This is a genomic window from Streptomyces sp. BBFR51 (assembly GCF_044591655.1).
In the GTDB taxonomy this organism is placed as follows: domain Bacteria; phylum Actinomycetota; class Actinomycetes; order Streptomycetales; family Streptomycetaceae; genus Streptomyces.
This window is the reverse complement of record NZ_CP172448.1, coordinates 6,706,342-6,723,988: the sequence shown is the minus strand read 5'-3', so window position 1 is coordinate 6,723,988 and position 17,647 is coordinate 6,706,342. Positions and strand designations below refer to the sequence as shown.

The window sequence follows — 17,647 nt, the reverse complement described above, 5'->3', positions numbered from 1 at the left end:
CGGGCACTACCCAGGGCACTTCGGACACATCCCCCACGCAGGACATGATCACACCATCGCGTGAATCAGTGCGGAATCCGGGAACTTCTGGCTCAGCACCACGTCGCTCAGCGCCTGACCTGGATCAGGGCGTGCGTCCCGCTCGTCCGCCAGCGCTGCTCGCCGCTCGCCACCAGTGCCGCCTCGGTCCGGGCACTCAGGCCGGTGATCACGTCGGACTTCAGGGTGCGCAACGCGGCGACGGGGCCGGGGAAGTAGGCGGTGGCGTCCGCGAAGGAGGTGGTGGGCGGCCACCACCGGTCGCCCACCAGGCGGCGGTAGTTCAGGTCGCCCTTGAGGACGGTGACGGTGGCCGCGGCGAAGTCCTCGCGCAGGTCGTCGGGCATGTCCGCGTACGGCAGCGGGGCGCAGGAGAAGGGGTGGGCGCGGACGGTGACGCGCCCGTCGCTCAGCGCGGTCCACAGCCGCTCGCCGTACGTGGTGGCCTCGCCGCCCGCCGCGAGGAGCCGCCGCAGTGCGTCGAGCACGTCGGTGGGCGTGGCGTCGGAGACGTAGTACGGGTACGGCTTGACGTGCAGGACGGCCCGGTCCACGCGGCCCTCGGCGAGCAGGTGCGAGACGAGAAGCAGGTCGGGGACCAGTTCGCGCCCCGCGTTGTCGGCGACCAGGCAGAGGGTGTTCGGGCCGGAGGTGCCCGTCCCGGAGGGCGGGAGCAGGGACCACAGGGTGTCGCTGTCGTCGGCGACGAGGGCCTCCACCGCGCCGTTGGTGTCGGTAGCGCCGGTGCTCGCGTCGGAGAGACGGAAGCCGAGGTCGGCGCGGTTGCCCCAGAGGGAGCCGTGCAGCAGGGCCCGGGTCCGCTCGTCGGCGTTCAGGGCGGGGAGGCGGTCGAGCGCGGCGAGTTCCTCGTCCGTCTCCGGCGCGTCGAGTTCGGCGAGCTTGGCGGGCCGGAAGGGGTCGACGCCCTGCCAGGCGCCGGGTCCGAAGTAGCCGACGGCGTCGAGGAGCCGGCGGTAGAAGTGGCTCTCCGCCCACAGCCAGGGCACGTCGTACCAGGAGCGGCCGGCGTACGCGTCCATGCCCCAGTGCGCCCAGCGGTCCCGGTCGCGGCCGGTGGGGTCGGCGTCGGCGGGCAGCGCCTCGATCACCCCGTCGGCGCAGCTCGCGAGCAGCGCGTCGAGCGCGTGTCGGCGTGCGGGGTCGTGGGGGAACGCGTCCCGGACCTGCCGGACGATGGCGGGGTGCCGATCGGCCAGCACGCCGTGCGGGAAGGACCCGGGCTCGTTGCCGAGGATGACGGGGGCGGGCTCGGGCGGGGTGTCGGGCATGCGCGTCACCGTATCGCGCGGACCGCACCGGGCCCGCGGAACCGGCCGCCTGATCGGGCACGCGCTCGGGCACGCGCTCGGGCACCTGCTCGGGCACCCTGTCAGGCCGCGCCCGTCTCCCGCTCCAGGCGGGCCGCGAGGGTGAGGTAGCGGGCGCGTCGGGTCACCGGCACCATACCCCGGATCAGGATGTGCCACATCTCGGCCAGGCGGCGGGGCTGGCGCCCGGCCGGTTCCAGGGTGCCGCTCACGACGCGGGTGCCGACGACGGAGCAGACGAGGGTGTGTGCCACGGAGTCGACGTCGATGTCCGGCTGCACGTCGGACTGCCGGACGGCGTCGACCAGCCGGGACGTGGCGATCTCCCGCCACTCGGTGAAGGGATGCGGCAGCGGCGGCCGGACCGGCACTCCCGCGGTGGCGAGCCGCAGCCCGGCCCGCAGCACCGGGCCCTCCTCGCAGAGCCGGGCCATGCCGAACGTGAGGCGCATCAGCGCCTCCAGCGAGGAGTAGCCCCGCCCGTCCAGTTCGGTCGCGAGCCGGCGGGAGGTCCGGGACTGTATCTCCATGATGGCGTGGGCGAGGTCCTCCTTCGCCGCGAAGTGGAAGTACAGCGCGCCCTTGGTGACCCCGGCGTGGGCCACGATCTCGCTCAGGCTGGTCGACTCGTAGCCGTGACGGTCGAACAGGTCGGCAGCGGCACCGACGATCGTCGCGCGGGTCTGCTCGGCGCGTAGCTGCCTCGCCATCGGCTGAACTCTCCTGGGCTGGAACTCAACAGACCGTGCCGCCTGTCTTTACCCCCCGTACACGATAACTCACCGACTAACTGCCCGTCAGATCAGTCTCCTTGGAACCGTCGCGGAGCGCGGACGCCGCCGGGCATACCGCGCGGCATTCCGCTTCGGCCCGCTTTCGCCTCCCCGTTCATCACGATGCGGCACCGACAACTGACAGCAGTTCGCTGGTCACTTGACTACCAGCGGTCACACACGGTTTGCTCCGGCCAGGCGAGTTTCACCCGGTTGGCGCACTGACCCGCGGCTCCGGGCCACCTCGTCCCGTTCCTCCTGCACGGCCGCACAGCGAGGTGCCCCAGCTCCCATGAGTACATCTCCCCCGTCCATCCACTCCCCCGGACCTCTGCGCGCCGCGGCCCTCGCCGCGGCCGTCTGTCTGCTGGCGGCCGGCTGCTCCGCCCTCGGCGGGGACGAGGACGACTCGACCGCGGACGCCGCGGGCGGGTCCGGCGCCGACCGGCTGAAGATCGTCATGGTCACCCACGGCGGTGAGGGCGACGCCTTCTGGGACCGGGTGCGCAAGGGCGCCGAGGCGGCCGCCGCCAAGGACGGCATCGACCTGACGTACGCCGGCGACGCGGACACCGCCGACCAGGCCGACCTGGTGCGGGACGCCGTCCGCGACAAGGCCGACGGCATCGCCGTGACCCTCGCCAAACCGCAGGCGATGAAGGCGCCGGTCGCCGAGGCCAAGGCCGCCGGGATTCCCGTGGTCGGCCTCAACTCCGGTATCGACGCCTGGCGGTCCACCGGGCTCCTGGGGTACTTCGGGCAGGACGAGAGCGTCGCGGGCCGCGCCGTCGGCGACAAGCTGAACGGCCTCAAGGCCAAGCACGCCCTGTGTGTCATCCACGAGCGCGGCAACGTCGCCCTGGAGGCCCGCTGCGCGGGCGTGAAGAAGACCTTCGAGGGCGAGAGCGAGATGCTCTACGTCGAGGGCACCGACATGAAGGCGGTCGACGCGGCCGTCACCGCGCGGCTGCGGCAGGACCCCAGCATCGACGAAGTCGTCATGAACGGCGCGGCGTTCGCGCTGACCGCGGTCAAGTCGGTCGACGAGGCGGGCAGCAGCGCCCACGTCGCCACCTTCGACCTCGACAACGACCTGGTCGCCGCGGTCAAGAGCGGGGACGTCCAGTTCGCGGTGGACCAGCAGCCCTATCTCCAGGGCTATCTCGCGGTGGACGCGCTCTGGCTGTACCGCACCAACGGCAACGTCAGCGGCGGCGGAGTGGCCCCCGTGCTGACCGGCCCCGCGTTCGTCACCCGGACCAACGCCGACGCGGTCGCCGAGTTCGCCGCGGGCGGCACCCGGTGACCGGGTCCCGCGGCCCACGGCGCCCGCGTACTCCCGCCACCCTCCCCCACTGATCGCCTAGGACGACGATGCCTGCACGGAAGACACGGAAGAAGGGTGCCCGGCGCCGCCTCGGCTCCATACGTCTCTCCCTGATCCTCCTGGCCCTGGTCCCCGGTGTCACCCTCGCCGCCGTGTGGGGCGTGACGACGATCCAGATGTTCTCGGAGGGCCTGCGGCTGCGCGCGCAGACGGAGTTGAGCCGCGACACCGGGGCCATGGGCACCGAGGCCACCCTGGCCCTGCAGAAGGAGCGCAGCCTGTCGGCCGCCTGGCTGGCCGCACCGGACGGCGACCGGACGGCACTGGACGCGCAGCGCGAGAAGACGGACGCGGCGGTCGCGCAGCTGGTCGGCCAGTCCGACGCGATCGAGAGCGCGCCCTCCCGGGTCTCGGACCGCCTGTACTCGGTCCTCGGCTCGGTGGGCAGCCTGGAGTACTACCGCAACCAGGTGGACGACCCCAGCGACATCACCGCGGAGCAGGCGCTCGACCAGTACACCTCGATCGTCGACGAGCAGATCCACGCCTTCCAGGAGCTCTCCCAGGTCGACGACGGCGACCTCACCTCCCAGGCGGGGCCGTTGGTCGCCCTGGAGCACGCCGCCGAGCTGGTCTCCCAGGAGGACGCCCGGCTCACGCTGGCCTGGCCGTCCGGCCGGATGGACGAGGAGCAGTGGTCCCGGTTCGCCCAGCTGGTGCACACCCGCCGCTGGCTCGTGCAGGACCAGATCGTCCCCTCGCTGACCGGCAGCGCGAAGACACAGACGGAGCGCATCCTCGCGAGCTCCGAGTGGAAGTCCATGCAGGACGTCGAGGACCAGGTACTCGAGGCCCGTTCGGCGGACGGTGAGGACCGGATCGACCTGCCGGCCGCACGGCAGCGCTGGATCACCGCCTTCGAGAAGATCTCCACCCAGTACGGGCAGCTCATCAGGCAGCAGACGGACGGACTCCTCGACCGCAGCGCCGCGGAGGCCCGCGGCCTGCTGATCAAGGCCGGCGTCCTGAGCGCGGGCGGCCTCATCGCCCTGCTGCTCTGCATCGTCATGTCCTGGCGCATCACCCGCTCGCTGTCCCGGCGGCTGCGCGGGCTGCGGCTGGCCACCCTGAGCCTGGCCGAGGAGCGGCTGCCCGACGTGGTGGCCAGGCTGGAGCGGGGCGAGACGGTCGACGTGGAGTCGGCGACCCCGCCGCTGGACTACGGGCGGGACGAACTCGGGCAGGTCGCCCAGGCGTTCAACACGGCGCAGCGCACGGCCGTGCACACCGCCGTCGAACTCGCCGACACGCGGCGCGGCTTCCAGAAGGTGATCCTGGGCATCGCCCGGCAGAGCCAGAACCTCGTCAACATGCAGCTCGGCAAGCTGGACGCCCTGGAGCGCGAGCACACGGACCCCGAGATCCTGAAGGGCCTGTACGAACTGGACTCCACGGCCAGCCAGTTGCGGCGCTACGAGGAGAACCTCGTCATCATCAGCGGCGAGCAGCCCCGGCGCACCTGGCGCGAGCCCGTCTCGCTGGTCGACATCCTGCGCAGCGCCGTCGGCGAGGTCGCCGAGTACCAGCGGGTGGAGCTGCACACCGACGAGGAGGTGGCGCTGGCCCCGCCCGCGGTGGCCGACGTGATCCACCTGCTGGCCGAGCTGATCGACAACGCCACCGCCTACTCCCCCGCCCCCAACCCGGTCGGGGTGCGGGCGGCGCTGGTGGCCAAGGGCCTGGCCATCGAGATCGAGGACCGGGGCCTTGGTCTGTCGGAGGAGGACTACGCCGCGTTCAACGCCCAGTTGGCGGTGGCTCCGCAGTTCGACGTGGTGGCGCTCGCCGACGACCTGCGGCTCGGCATGTTCGTCGTCGCCCGCCTCGCGCACCGGCACGGCATCACCGTGACGCTGCGCTCCTCGCCGTACGGCGGGACCACGGCGATCGTGCTGATCCCGCACGACATCGTGGTGCGCGAGCCGTTCGGCGCCGCGGGCGGCACCGGCGACGCGGCGGCCGGTACGGACGACCACGGAGCAGCCGAAGACCCGGTACCGGCCTCGTCGGGCCTGTCCTCCGCCCCGGGGGAGGAACCGGCCGGCGCCGACCGGCCCGTGCGGCCGCCGCGACCGGTGCCCGCGAGCCGGTCCGCGGCCCCCGCCGGCTCTCCAGGCTCCGACGGCTCCCCCGACTCTCCCGGATCTCCTCAGGAGCGGAACGGACTGATGCCGCTGCCCCGTCGGGTGCCGCAGACCAGCCTCGCCGCCGAGCTGCGCGACGAGGACTCCGGCCCCGGCCGGGGCGACGCGTCCGACGACTACGCCGACTTCACGGCCGAGCGCGCGGCCTCGTCCCTCGCCGGTTTCCAGCGCGGCACGCTGCGCGCCCACACCGACGACGACGCGGACGGCACCGACACCGGCACGGGCGTGGACACCGACACCGCCACCGACACCGACGCGCAGGTGCTCTCCTCCGCCGCCCCCTCGACTCCGACAGCCGACCGCCGACCGCCGACGAAGGACACGCGATGACCCGACCCTCCCCCGCCACGCACACCGAGCTGGACCAGTTGCTCACCGGACTCGTGGAGCGGGTCGCCGACGTGAACCAGGCCGTGGTGCTCTCCGAGGACGGACTGGTCGTCAGCAAGTCCACCGGGTTCCTGCGTGACGACGCCGAGCGGCTGGCGGCGACCGCGTCGGGCCTGATGAGCCTCAGCAAGGGCGTCAGCATGGACTTCCGGGGCGGGCCGGTGCGCCAGGCGCTGATCGAGATGGCCAACAGCTACCTGATACTCACCTCCGCAGGCCCCGGCGCGCACCTCGTGGTGCTCACCGGGCCGAACGCCGACGTCGGCGTGGTGGCGTACCAGATGAACATGCTGGTGAAGAGGATCGGCGAGCACCTGAGCGCGGCACCGCGGGCCACCGTCGGCCCCGGCGAGTGACGTGACCGGAGGCGACGCGGGGGGCCGGCTGGTGCGGCCGTTCACCCTGACCGGCGGCCGGACCCGGCCCAGCCGCGCCGACTTCACCCTCATCACGACGGTGACCGCGCTGGACCCGCAGCCCACCCGGGCCGCGCGACCGCAGCCCGAGCACCTGCGGATCCTGCGGCTGTGTGCCGAGCCGCTCGCCGTGGCCGAGGTCGCGGCCCGGCTCGACCTGCCGGTGAGTGTGGTCGTCATCCTGCTCTCGGACCTGCTGGAGGCCGGCCGGATCACCGCGCGGCCGCCGCACCTCGTCTCCCGTGCCAACCCGGACCTGGACCTGCTGCAGAAAGTGAGGGACGGCCTTGGCCGGCTCTGAGCGCGTCGCTGAGGCGCCCACGGCATCCGCACGCTCCACCGCGCCGGATGCCGTCAAGATCCTGATCGCCGGGGGTTTCGGCGTCGGCAAGACCACCATGGTCGGGTCGGTCAGCGAGATCGCCCCGCTGCGCACCGAGGAGCCGCTGACCGCGGCGGGACTCGACGTCGACGATCTCGCCGGCATCGAGGAGAAGCGGGCCACGACCGTGGCCCTGGACTTCGGGCGGATCACCATCGGCCGGGACCTGGTGCTGTACCTCTTCGGTACGCCCGGTCAGCAGCGGTTCTGGTTCATGTGGAACGACCTGTCGATCGGCGCTCTCGGGGCGGTGGTCCTGGTCGACGTCCGCAGGCCCGAGTCGAGCTTCGCCGCGATCGACTTCTTCGAGCGACGGGGCATTCCCTTCGTCGTCGCCGTCAACGGCTTCCACGGACGGCATCCGTACCCGGCGGCGGAGATCCGCGAGGCCCTCGCGCTGCCGGAGCACGTTCAGGTGCTGCTGTGCGACGCGCGGGAGCGGACCTCCAGCCGGGACGTCCTCATCGCCCTGATCGACCAGCTGATCGACGCCGCGACCGGGGCCGCGGCGTCGTGACGGCGTCCCCCGTCAGACGAGACCGGCCGTCTTGAGCCACTCCTTGGCCACGTCCAGCGGGTCCTTCTTGTCCAGCTGGACCTGCGCGTCCAGGTCGAGGAGCGTCTTGGTGTCCAGCTTGGCGGAGACCGCGTTGAGCGTGCCGACGCCCTCCTTGGACAGCCCGTCCTTGTAGACCAGCGGCGTCACGTTGGCGAAGCCGAAGAGGTTCTCCGGGTCCTTCAGGACGACGAACTTCTCCTTGATGATGGTCGGGTCGGTGGTGAAGATGTCCGCCGCCTGCACGGTGTTCTTGGTCAGCGCCGACTGGGTCAGCGGTCCACCCGCGTCGAGCGCCTTGAAGGACTTGAACTTCAGCCCGTACACCGACTCCAGGCCCTTGAGACCCTGCTGGCGGGTCTGGAACTCGGGCGAACCCCCGATCGCCAGGTCCGGTGCGGCGTCCTTGAGGTCGGCGAGGGTGGACTCGGAGGTGAGCTTGTACTTCTCGGCGGTCTCGGCGTTGACGCTCACCGAGTCCTTGTCCTCGGCGGGCGACGACTCCAGCAGGGTCAGCTTCTTGTCGAGCTTGGCCTTCGCCGCCGCGTTCACCGCCGCGGCGGACTTCTGCTCGGCATCGGGGTCGAGGTAGGCCAGCAGCGAGCCGTTGTACTCCGGCAGCACCGTGACGGAGCCGTTCTTCATCAGGCCGTACGTGGTCTCCCGGCTGCCGATGTTGTGCTTGTAGGTGACCTTGAGGCCCTTGGCCTTGAGCGCCTCGCCGTAGATGTCGGCGAGCAGGGTGCTCTCGGCGAAGTTGTTCGAGCCGACGACGACGGTGCCGGCCTCCGCCTTCTCGCCTGCCAGCGGGTTGTCTGAGTCGTCGGAGCCGGAGGAACAGCCCGCGAGCAGCGCCGCCGCGGCGGCGAGCGCGACGACCGCCGCACCGGTGTGCCTCGTCCTGGACCTGCTGCTCTTGGCGGTGAAAGTCATCCGTCGATCCAAACGAGCCACTCGCCGGTCAGTCAAGAACGGCCTGGTTACGGTTTCTTTTACGGCGTGCTTCACGAGAGGTGCGCGGGGGTCCGCGGTCAGCGCCTGCGCACCCCCGGCGACACGGCGAACCGCCCGGCCGCCCAGAACGCCGCGAGGGTGACGAGCGCCAGGAGGGCCACCAGCGTGGCGCCGCCGACCACCTTCTCGTAGTCGCGCTGGTAGAGCCCGTCGATGATGTACCGGCCGAGCCCGCCGAGACTGACGTACGCGGCGATGGTCGCCGTCGACACGACCTGGATGGCGGCCGAGCGCAGCCCGCTGAGGACCAGCGGGAGGGCCACCGGCAGTTCGACCCGGAAGAGGATGTCGCTCTCGTGCATGCCCATGCCCCGCGCGGCGTCCACCGGGGAGGGGTCGACGGAGCGGACCGCCTCGTAGGTGGTGACCAGGATCGGCGGGATCGCGAGGATGACCAGCGGGATCATCACGGGCAGCAGGCCGATGCCGACGACGACGGCGATCAGCACCAGCAGTCCGAAGCTGGGCAGGGCGCGGGCGGCGGTGGCGACGAAGGCGACGGCGTTGCCGCCCCGCCCGGTGTGCCCGGTCAGCAGCCCCACGGGCAGGCCGATCGCGGCGGCGAGGCCGAGCGCCATCAACGAGTACTGGACGTGTTCCACCAGGCGCTGCGGGATGCCGTCGTAGCCGTGCCAGTGGGCACTGTCGCTGAAGAAGGCGTTGACGAAGTCGAGTACGTTCACCGGGCCGCCGCCTTCTGGGGCTCGGTCTGCTCCTGCCGCACCGCGGCCTCCTTCGGGCGTTGCCTCTTGCCGCGTGGCATCCACGGGGTCAGCAGGTTCCGGACCAGGACGAGGGCCGCGTCGCACAGGATGGCCAGTACGGCGGTGGTGAGGACGGAGTTCACCGCCAGCTCCGGCCGGCCGTACTTCTGGGCGTCCGCGAGCAGGTTGCCGAGGGCGCCCTGGTTGCCGATGAGGGCGCCGACGCTGACCAGGGAGATGCTGGCCGACACGGCCACCCGGAGGCCGGCCAGGATCGCCGGCACGGCGATCGGCAACTGCACCTGCAGATACCGGCGCAGTGGCCCGAAGCCCATGGCCGTGGACGCGGCCAGGGTCTCCTCGGGCACCGACCGCACGCCGTCGACGATCGCCGGGACGAGCACCACCAGGCTGTACACGGCCAGCGGGATCATCACGGTCAGCTCGGTCTGGCCGGTGTAGTCGATGAGGACCACGAAGACGGCCAGTGAGGGGATGGCGTAGAAGACGGTCGTCACCCCGAGCACGGGCGGGTACAGCCAGCGGAAGCGCACACAGAGCTGCGCGACGGGCAGCGCGGCGAGCAGGCCGGCCAGCACCGGCAGCAGCGCCTCGCGCAGGTGGAGGCCGATCAGACCGAAGTAGGTGTTGTCGAGGTCGCTCGGGATGTCGAAGAAGCCGTTCACGGGGCGACCTTCGTGACGTCGCCGGCAGCCGCGGCAGCCGCCGCACCGCCGGCGTCGCCCGCGCCGTCGTCGTCGCCCGCGCCGTCGTCGTCGCCCGCGCCGTGGGCGCTGCGGATCGCCTCGCCGATGGTCTGCTGGGAGACGACGCCGGTCACCCGCCCGTCGGTGTCCACCGCGACGGCCCAGCCGGTGGGCGAGAGCACGGCGCCGTCGAGGGCGGCGCGCAGCGAGTCGGTGCCGGGCACGAACGGCCGCCCGTAGGACAGCAGCCGCTCGGGCGCGATCTCCCCTGCGGTCAGGTCTTCCGGCTCGGCCCAGCCCAGCGGCCTGCCGTCCGCGTCGGTGACCAGCAGGTGGGGGGCGTCGGCGGCGGCGAGCTGCTCGGCGGTGGCGTCGGCGCGCACGACCGGGCCGGTCGTCAGCTCCAGGCCGGCCGAGGGGAAGAAGGAGAGCCGCCGGATGCCGCGGTCGGCGCCGAGGAAGTCCTCGACGAAGTCGTCGGCGGGGTCGGACAGCAGCTCGGCGGGCGGTGCGAACTGGGCGAGCCGGCCGCCGGTGCGCATCACCGCGACCATGGTGCCCAGTTTGATGGCCTCGTCGATGTCATGCGTGACGAAGACGATGGTTTTGCCCAGTTCGTCCTGGATGCGCAGGAGTTCGTCCTGGAGGCCCTTGCGGACCACGGGGTCGACGGCGGAGAACGGCTCGTCCATGAGCAGCACCGGCGGATCGGCGGCGAGCGCCCGTGCCACCCCGACGCGCTGCTGCTGGCCGCCGGAGAGCTGGTACGGGTACCGCTTGCCGAGGGAGGCGTCGAGCCCCACCCGCTCCATCAGCTCGGCCGCCCGCTCGCGGGACTTCTGCTTGCCCCAGCCGATCATGCGGGGCACGGTGGCTATGTTGTCGAGGATCGTCCGGTGCTGGAAAAGCCCGGCGTTCTGGATGACGTACCCCATCGACCGGCGCAGCGTGGTGACCGGCTGCTGCGCGAGGTCCGCGTCGTCGAGGAGGATGGAGCCCTCGGTGGGCTCGACCATTCTGTTGATCATCCGCAGGGTCGTCGTCTTGCCGCACCCGGAGGGTCCGACGAGGACCGTTATCGAGCGGTCGGGTATCTCCAGCGACAGCCGGTCGACCGCAACGGTGCCGTCCGGGTACCGCTTGGTGACTGATTCCATCCGTATCAAAGCGCCGAATGCCCTTCGGGTCTGGCAGAAGCTGCCCGCTCCGGCCGCGGTCGGTGGGGCCGTCGCCGGTCGAGTGTAGACGGCTGATCCGCGGGGCCCGTTCGGTCCGGGGCGACTTCTTCCCGTTGTCCCGGCGTTCACACCGGCCAATTCGCCGCCGGGCGCCGGGCACCGCCCGCCAGTCTGTCGATTTGCTGTCGGCCGGCTTTCAAGTACGTGTCGATCCCGGTACGGCGGTCCGCGCGGTCTGGGGTGCGGGCGGCAGGTGGCGCAGTATGAGCGGGTGGAAAAAGTGCGACTGCTCGTGGTGGACGACGACCCGCCCATCGCCGATCTCGTGGCCACGGTCGCCCGCTACGAGGGCTGGGAGGCGGTCACCGCGAACTCGGGCGAACAGGCGCTGCGGCTGGCCGCCGGGTTCCGTCCGGACATCGTGGTGCTCGACCTGATGCTGCCGGACGTCGACGGATTCGGGGTCCTGGACCGGCTGCGCGGCTCGGGCACGATGGTGCCGGTGGTGTTCCTCACCGCGCGCGACGGGGTGGCCGACCGGGTGGCGGGGCTGACCCGGGGCGGTGACGACTACCTGGTGAAGCCGTTCGCGGTGGAGGAGCTGATGGCGCGGCTGCGCACCGTGCTGCGGCGCAGCACCGGTCCTGGTTTCCAGCGGTCCGTGCTGCGGGTGGCGGACCTGACGATGGACGAGGACTCCCGCGAGGTGCGCCGCGGCGAGCGGCGGCTTTCGCTGACGCCGACCGAGTACGAGGTGCTGCGCTATCTGGTGCGCAAGTCGCCGGCCGTGCTGACCAAGGCGCAGATCCTCGACCATGTGTGGGAGTACGGCTTCGGCGGCCGGTCCAACGTCGTGGAGCTGGTCGTCAGCCGGCTGCGCCGCAAGCTCGACGACACGGGTGAGCCCCTGATCCAGACCGTGCGGGGCTTCGGCTACGTGATCCGGCAGGCCGCCCGGTGACACGCCGGTGGTGGCGCGCCTACCGCGGGCTGCGCCTCGGCACCCGGCTGGCGCTGGGGCTCGGGGTGCTGTCACTGGTGGTGTTCGCCGTGGTCGGCACGGTGCTGACGGCGTACATGCGGGACTATCTGGAACGGCAGCTCGCCGACCAGATGAAGCTGGTGCAGGTCGTGCAGTCCAAGGACGCCGCGGCGCACGGCACGGTCGAGCGCAAGCCGTACTACGGCTGGTACACGGCCGTGTACGACGTGTCCGGTGGCGGCTCGGCGGACCTGCGGACGCCCGCGGAGGTGCCGGCCGACAGCCGTGCCCTGACCGAGCTGGCGCGGACCATGGCCCGCTCGGACAAGGACCTGACCCGCACCGTGCGGATCGGCGGGCACGGCCCGTATCTGCTGCGGGCCTGCGAGGTGGAGCCCGGGGTGGTGCTGGTGAGCGCCGCGCCGATGGGCGACGTCGAGGACACCGTGCGGCGGTTGATCACGGTGCAGGTCGTCGCCTTCGGGCTCGCGCTGCTGGCCCTGGTGGTGTTCGGGCGGCGGATGCTGCGGCGCGGTCTGAAGCCGCTGAGCGACATGGCGAGCACCGCGCACGGCATCGCCTCGCACGACCTGACCGAGTCGGCCGCCCGGCTGCCGCTACGCGCCGACGGACGGGACGGCGGCAAGGAGGTGGCGGAGCTGCGCACCGCGTTCAACACGATGCTGGAGCACATCGACGCGTCGCTCGCGGTGCGGGCAAAGGCCGAGCAGCGGCTGCGCCGGTTCGTCGCGGACGCCTCGCACGAGCTGCGCACCCCGCTGATGTCCGTACGGGGCTACGCCGACCTCTTCCAGTACGCGGCGGCCAACGAGCCCGCGGAGCGGGAGCGGCATCTGGCCCGGCTGCGCGCCGAGGCGGCCCGGATGGGTGTGCTCCTGGACGACCTGCTGCTGCTCGCGCGGCTGGACGCGGCCGAGGTGGAGACGCCGCTGCGGTGGGAGGACACGGATCTGACGGAGCTGGTGCGGCAGGCGGCCGACGCCTTCCGCGCCGGTCGTCCGGACCATCCGCTGACGGTGACGACCGGTCCCGCGGTGGTGAAGCTGCGCCTGGACCCGCAGCGGATCCGGCAGGTGCTCGACAACCTGCTCACCAACGCGGCCGTGCACACGCCGCCGGGCACCAAGGTCTCGGTCACACTCTCGGCCGCGCCCGGAGGGGCCCGGGTGTCGGTGGCCGACACGGGTCCCGGCATCCCGGCGCCCGACCGGGAACGGATCTTCGACCGCTTCTACCGCGTCGACAAGGCCCGCAGCCGCGACCGCGGCGGCAGCGGCCTGGGCCTCGCCGTCGCCGCGTCGCTGGTGCGGGCGCACGGCGGCACGCTCGAGCTGGACGGCGAGCCGGGCGTGACGGTGTTCACCGTGACGCTCCCCGCGTTCACCCCGACACGCCCGGCCGCCGCCCGCTGACCGGTCGGCGGCGCACGGAGATCGGTCCCGGCCTCCGGGGATATCGGCGGCGCCCACGGAAAGGATGCGTAAAGGACTCGGTACTCACACACGGGGCGGGGGCACGGGTGCGCAGCGGCGGGCAGGAGTCGCACAACGACCTGAGCGGCACCGTGCGCGGACCCGTCGTCCAGGCGGGTTCCGTGCACGGCGGCATCCATTTCGCTCCTCGGCCGGGCGGCATCGAGCAGACGCCCTGGCAGCTGCCGCCGCTGGTGCGGGTGATCGACCGCACCCGGGAGCTGGCGGCCCTGGAACGGCATCGTGTCCGCGCCGCACGGGAGGACCGGCCCGTCCTGGCAGCGCTGAGCGGGCTCGGCGGCGTCGGCAAGACCACGCTCGCGCTGAGGTGGTTGTACACCCTGCGTCCCCGGTTTCCGGGCGGCCAGCTCCACGCGGATCTCGGAGCGCAGTCGTCCGACGGGCCGGAGCATCCGGCGGAGGTGCTCGGCCGGTTCCTGCGGGCCCTGGGCATTCCCGCGCAGCAGGTCCCCGAGCGGCTCGCCGAACGGACGGCGCTGTACCGGTCGCTGACCGCGATCCGCCGGGTGGTGGTGCTGCTCGACGACGCGGCGACCGCGGCCCAGGTGCGGCCGTTGCTGCCCGCGGGCGGCAACGTGACCGCGGTGACCAGTCGCAGACGGCTCCCGGGGCTGACGGTCGACGGCTGTTGTCCCGTCCATCTGGAACCGCTGGCCCCCGAGGCGGCGGTTGAGCTGCTCGCGGACACCCTGCCGGACGGGCGGGTGGGCGAACAACCCGAGGACGCCCGCGCCCTGGTCGAGTTGTGCGCCGGGCTGCCGCTCGCCGTCCGGGTCGCCGGCGCCCGGCTGGCAACGCGTCCCGGACGGCGCATCAGCACGATGGTCCGCGCCCTCGGCGAGGAGCGCCGACGCCTGGAGGCACTGGCCATAGACGGCGACCACGACGTGCTGGCGACGCTCGACGTGTCCTACCGGGCGCTCCCGCGGCCGGCCGCCCGGCTCTACCGGCTGTTGGGGCTGCACCCGGGCCGGGAGTTCGACGGCTCGGTGGCCGCCGCGCTGTGTGCCACGGGCGAGGACGACGACGGGGGCGCGGCCGACTCCCTCGACGTGCTACACGACGCGAGCCTGCTCGTCGAGGCCGCCGGGGAACGCCACCGCTTCCACGACCTGGTCCGGCTGCACGCGGCCGCAAAGGCCGTCGAGGACGAGCCGCCGGACGTGCGGGCGGGTGCGGTGCGGCGTATCGCCGATCACTATCTCGCCAGCGCCACCCGTGCCGAGGAGATCCTCGACCCCCAGCACCGGACCATGGCCCGGGACTACGGCCCCGGGCCCGTGGTCGTCGCGGAGGTGGGCCCCGGTCCCGAAGCCGCCCTGGACTGGCTGGAGCGGGAGTTGCCCAACCTGATGGCCGTGCTCCAACAAGCACCCGCCGCCGGATTCACCACCGTGTGCTGGCAGCTCGCCGACGCCCTGTGGCCGCTCTTCCTACGGCGGAAGTTCTACCCGGAGTGGAGCGCGGCGCACCGGGCGGGGCTGGCGGCGGCGCGGGAGCTGGGCGACCCGGCCGCCGAGTGCCGGATGCTCACCTCCGGAGGGGTCGGAGAACTGGGTTCCGGGAACCCCGGGGACGCGCTGAAGATGTTCGAGCGGGCCGCCGGTCTGTTTCTCGCGGCCGACGACCCACTCGGCCATGCCCGCACCCTCAACTACCGGGGGCTCGCCCTGCAACGGCTCGGACGTCCGCAAAGGGCCGCGGAGTTCTTCCGGCGTGCCGCCGCCGAACTGCCGGCGCACGGAGACCGGCGGGCGGGCGCACTGGCCGCGCTCAACCTCGCCGACCTCGCGCTGGAGGAGGGGCGGGCCGAGGAGGCCGTCCGTCATGCCGGTGCCGCCCGCGGCACGCTGGACAAAGCGGGCGACACGTACAACGCCGCTCGCGCGGCCATCTGCATGGGCCGCGCGCACCTCGTTCTCGACCGGCTTGACCCGGCGGAGGAACTGCTGTCCCCGGCCCTGGCGGCACTGCGCGGGCTGTCGGCGTACGAGGCCGCCCGCGCCCTGGGAGTCCTGGCCGAGGTCTCCGAGCGGCGCGGGCGGCGGCAACTCGCCCGGGACCGCTACCGGGAGGCACTGGACCTCTACTCCTCGGCGGGCCGGTCCCGCTCGGCGGGCGCCGAGGCGGTCCGGCGCCGCCTCGAACCGCTGAAACGCGACGAGCCGGAGCAGTAGGCCGACGGGAATTGGCCCCCCGCCCAGCCCGGATCCTGGACCACCGCACACTCAGCCGCGCCCGCCGAACCCACCTCGGCATCCGCCGAACCCGCAGCAGCGTCCGCCGAACTCACGGCCGCGACCACCGAACCCCGGGCAGTGTCCGCCGAGCCGACGACCGCGACCGCCGAAACCACCGGCACGACCGCCGGACCCGCGGCGGCGTGCGCCGGACCCAGCCTTGCCAGTGTCGGCTCCAGGATCGCGAGCGCCGGCCCCAGGTCTACGGCCGGCAGGCCCGCCACCAGGCAGGAATGGGCCAGTGAGGCGATTCGGTCCCACGTTGCGTGCGGCTGCCCCGGTCCACGGGCCTCGAACACGGACACCGGGCCGCTCGGTCCCGGCCGCAGCCAGCAGCGGTTTCCGTGGTGCACCGCCACCATCAGCGCTCCCGGACAGGATCCGGAGAGCCGGGCGGCCCGCCGGGCTCCGGCGCCGGGCGCGATCAGCACGTCGCCGAGCGCCGTCCACTCGGCCGGTGCGCGGCACCCCACCCTGACGTGCTCGTCCACGGACAGCGTCCCGGACACCGAGACCACCAGCACGGTCCGTACCCGGTGGACGGCACCGCCGCCGACGCCGCCCGCGGTCAGGACCCGCACCGTCTGGGACACCAGCGCGAGCGGCATCACCGCGACACCCCCGCGCCGGGATCGTCGTAGCGCACCGTCAGGGGCAGGCTCGCGGGTTCCACCGCCGGCCCGCGTACGGCGGGGGCGCGCAGGCGCAGCTTCCGATAGAGCAGCGCACGCATCCGACGCGCGAACCGGCCGGGTTCCGAGGTGATCCGGGCCGCGACCCGCTCGTACCGGTGGGCCCGGCGCAGCACGGAACTCCGTTTGAGCTGCGGTGGCACCGGGCGGTCGTCGCGCAGTCGTGGTGCGAAGGACATGAGTTCGGCCATCGGCGAGCCCGGGTCCACGGCCGCGTCGGAGCGGCCGGCCATCAGCACCGGCACTCCGGTCATCGCGCCGTAGAGCGAGACCGAACCGTGGTCGCCCACGATGTGGTCGGCGGCCACCACCGCCCCGGTCCAGTCGGCGTGCGGGCTGACCAGGAGCAGGCCCGCGCGCGCCAGTTCGGCGAGCCAGGCACGGACCTGCCAGTCGCCGTGGGCGTTCCAGACATGCGGATGCAGGAGCGCGGCGATCCGGTACTCGTCCTTGGGCAGTTCGGCGACCAAGCGTTCCAGGGTGTTCCACCCGTGTCCCAGCAGTGAGTCCGGCCCCCAGGTGGAGCAGGCGAGGACCAGCCGCCGCCGGCCCCCGACGCCCAGTGCCTCCCGGTACAGGGCCCGCAAGGGCAGGCTGGCCGCAACGCGGTCGAAGCACGGATCCCCCACCACCTCCGCGGCCGGCACGGCCTCTGGACAGTCCTGTCCGAGCCGGGTCAGCTCTTCGTGATGGGCCAGCACGATCGCCTCGGGCACCACCGCGCCGTCCCGCATCAGGCGCTGCCTGCTGAGCCCGTAGGCACCCCTGGGCGCCATGGGGCGGCCGCCCGGCGCGACCTGGACGACCTTGTTGTGTCCGGCCCCGTGCGGCAGTACCACCACGGGCGCCTGCAGATCGTGCAGGTTGCCGTGGCCGGCGGCCAGTACGAGGTCGAAAGGCGTCTGCACCGCCTGGCTCCAGGGCAGCACGAGGCCGCCCAGCCGTTCGAGAAAGGCACCCACCCCGTTGCTGAACACATCGGGTGCCTGGGTGAAGAAGGTCTGCACCCTGATGTCGCCTTCGAGCAGGCGTATCGCGTCGAGCAGTCGCTGGCCCGTGACGACGGTGTGCACCACGACCAGGAGCCTGCGGCGGCTCCGGTGCGTGGCCCATCGTTGGACGTCCAGACGCACCGGCACGTGCCGCGCGTGCGGCTCCGGCACTGTCAAGCTCATCGTTGAGATCCCCCGGTCCTTCC

Annotated in this window: 16 protein-coding genes; 8 read left to right on the top strand and 8 right to left on the bottom strand. The window is 72.6% G+C overall.

What is annotated here, in order from left to right; translation table 11 throughout:
• Positions 1-107: 107 nt before the first annotated feature.
• Positions 108-1,328 (bottom strand): damage-control phosphatase ARMT1 family protein, encoded by a 1,221-nt coding sequence (locus tag ACGH7X_RS30730; RefSeq protein WP_399891053.1) that lies wholly within the window; start codon positions 1,326-1,328, stop codon positions 108-110.
• A gap of 101 nt (positions 1,329-1,429) precedes the next feature.
• Positions 1,430-2,077 carry a ScbR family autoregulator-binding transcription factor gene (locus ACGH7X_RS30725; protein WP_399891049.1) on the bottom strand — a complete coding sequence of 216 codons (648 nt, stop codon included), beginning with the start codon at positions 2,075-2,077 and terminating at the stop codon, positions 1,430-1,432.
• Between the two features lie 355 nt (positions 2,078-2,432).
• On the opposite strand from ACGH7X_RS30725, the gene ACGH7X_RS30720 reads away from it, so the two are divergent.
• The 5 genes from ACGH7X_RS30720 (at position 2,433) to ACGH7X_RS30700 (ending at position 7,379) form a co-directional block, all read left to right on the top strand.
• A complete protein-coding gene (locus tag ACGH7X_RS30720; RefSeq protein WP_399891046.1) occupies positions 2,433-3,446 on the top strand; it encodes a substrate-binding domain-containing protein in 1,014 nt (337 codons plus the stop codon).
• Between the two features lie 68 nt (positions 3,447-3,514).
• The gene (locus tag ACGH7X_RS30715; RefSeq protein ID WP_399891043.1) at positions 3,515-6,004 is read left to right on the top strand and encodes a nitrate- and nitrite sensing domain-containing protein; all 2,490 of its coding nucleotides are present in this window, start codon (positions 3,515-3,517) and stop codon (positions 6,002-6,004) included.
• Entirely contained in the window at positions 6,001-6,420 is a 420-nt protein-coding gene (locus tag ACGH7X_RS30710; RefSeq protein ID WP_399891040.1) for a roadblock/LC7 domain-containing protein, read from the top strand. The genes ACGH7X_RS30715 and ACGH7X_RS30710 overlap by 4 nt, the downstream gene beginning before the upstream one ends.
• Position 6,421: 1 nt before the next feature.
• Entirely contained in the window at positions 6,422-6,781 is a 360-nt protein-coding gene (locus tag ACGH7X_RS30705; RefSeq protein WP_399891037.1) for a DUF742 domain-containing protein, read from the top strand.
• On the top strand, positions 6,768-7,379 hold the full coding sequence (locus tag ACGH7X_RS30700) for a GTP-binding protein (protein ID WP_399891034.1): 612 nt from the start codon (positions 6,768-6,770) through the stop codon (positions 7,377-7,379). The genes ACGH7X_RS30705 and ACGH7X_RS30700 overlap by 14 nt, the downstream gene beginning before the upstream one ends.
• A 12-nt stretch (positions 7,380-7,391) precedes the next feature.
• On the opposite strand, the gene ACGH7X_RS30695 is transcribed toward ACGH7X_RS30700, so the two are convergent.
• The 4 genes from ACGH7X_RS30695 to ACGH7X_RS30680 all read right to left on the bottom strand — a co-directional run bounded on the left by ACGH7X_RS30695 (position 7,392) and on the right by ACGH7X_RS30680 (position 11,009).
• Positions 7,392-8,351 carry an ABC transporter substrate-binding protein gene (locus ACGH7X_RS30695; RefSeq protein WP_399891031.1) on the bottom strand — a complete coding sequence of 320 codons (960 nt, stop codon included), beginning with the start codon at positions 8,349-8,351 and terminating at the stop codon, positions 7,392-7,394.
• 98 nt (positions 8,352-8,449) lie between these two features.
• On the bottom strand, positions 8,450-9,115 hold the full coding sequence (locus tag ACGH7X_RS30690; protein ID WP_399891028.1) for an ABC transporter permease: 666 nt from the start codon (positions 9,113-9,115) through the stop codon (positions 8,450-8,452).
• Complete coding sequence (locus ACGH7X_RS30685) at positions 9,112-9,822, bottom strand: ABC transporter permease (RefSeq protein ID WP_399891026.1); 711 nt, start codon at positions 9,820-9,822, stop codon at positions 9,112-9,114. Before ACGH7X_RS30685 ends, ACGH7X_RS30690 begins: the two co-directional genes overlap by 4 nt.
• A complete protein-coding gene (locus ACGH7X_RS30680) occupies positions 9,819-11,009 on the bottom strand; it encodes an ABC transporter ATP-binding protein (RefSeq protein WP_399891023.1) in 1,191 nt (396 codons plus the stop codon). Before ACGH7X_RS30680 ends, ACGH7X_RS30685 begins: the two co-directional genes overlap by 4 nt.
• A 283-nt stretch (positions 11,010-11,292) precedes the next feature.
• Here ACGH7X_RS30680 and ACGH7X_RS30675 point away from each other — a divergent pair, with 283 nt between their 5' ends.
• From ACGH7X_RS30675 to ACGH7X_RS30665, 3 genes are all read left to right on the top strand, one after another.
• Positions 11,293-11,982, top strand: coding sequence for a response regulator transcription factor (locus ACGH7X_RS30675; protein ID WP_399891019.1), 690 nt, complete (start codon positions 11,293-11,295; stop codon positions 11,980-11,982).
• Positions 11,979-13,436 carry a sensor histidine kinase gene (locus ACGH7X_RS30670; protein WP_399891016.1) on the top strand — a complete coding sequence of 486 codons (1,458 nt, stop codon included), beginning with the start codon at positions 11,979-11,981 and terminating at the stop codon, positions 13,434-13,436. The genes ACGH7X_RS30675 and ACGH7X_RS30670 overlap by 4 nt, the downstream gene beginning before the upstream one ends.
• A gap of 107 nt (positions 13,437-13,543) precedes the next feature.
• Positions 13,544-15,694: an ATP-binding protein gene (locus tag ACGH7X_RS30665; protein ID WP_399891013.1), complete on the top strand. Its 2,151-nt coding sequence runs from the start codon at positions 13,544-13,546 to the stop codon at positions 15,692-15,694.
• Here the strand turns inward: ACGH7X_RS30665 and ACGH7X_RS30660 are convergent.
• Both ACGH7X_RS30660 and ACGH7X_RS30655 read right to left on the bottom strand, forming a co-directional pair.
• On the bottom strand, positions 15,604-16,365 hold the full coding sequence (locus ACGH7X_RS30660; protein ID WP_399891010.1) for a hypothetical protein: 762 nt from the start codon (positions 16,363-16,365) through the stop codon (positions 15,604-15,606). The genes ACGH7X_RS30665 and ACGH7X_RS30660 overlap by 91 nt on opposite strands.
• Positions 16,365-17,624 (bottom strand): hypothetical protein, encoded by a 1,260-nt coding sequence (locus tag ACGH7X_RS30655; protein WP_399891007.1) that lies wholly within the window; start codon positions 17,622-17,624, stop codon positions 16,365-16,367. The genes ACGH7X_RS30660 and ACGH7X_RS30655 overlap by 1 nt, the downstream gene beginning before the upstream one ends.
• Between the last annotated feature and the right edge of the window lie 23 nt (positions 17,625-17,647).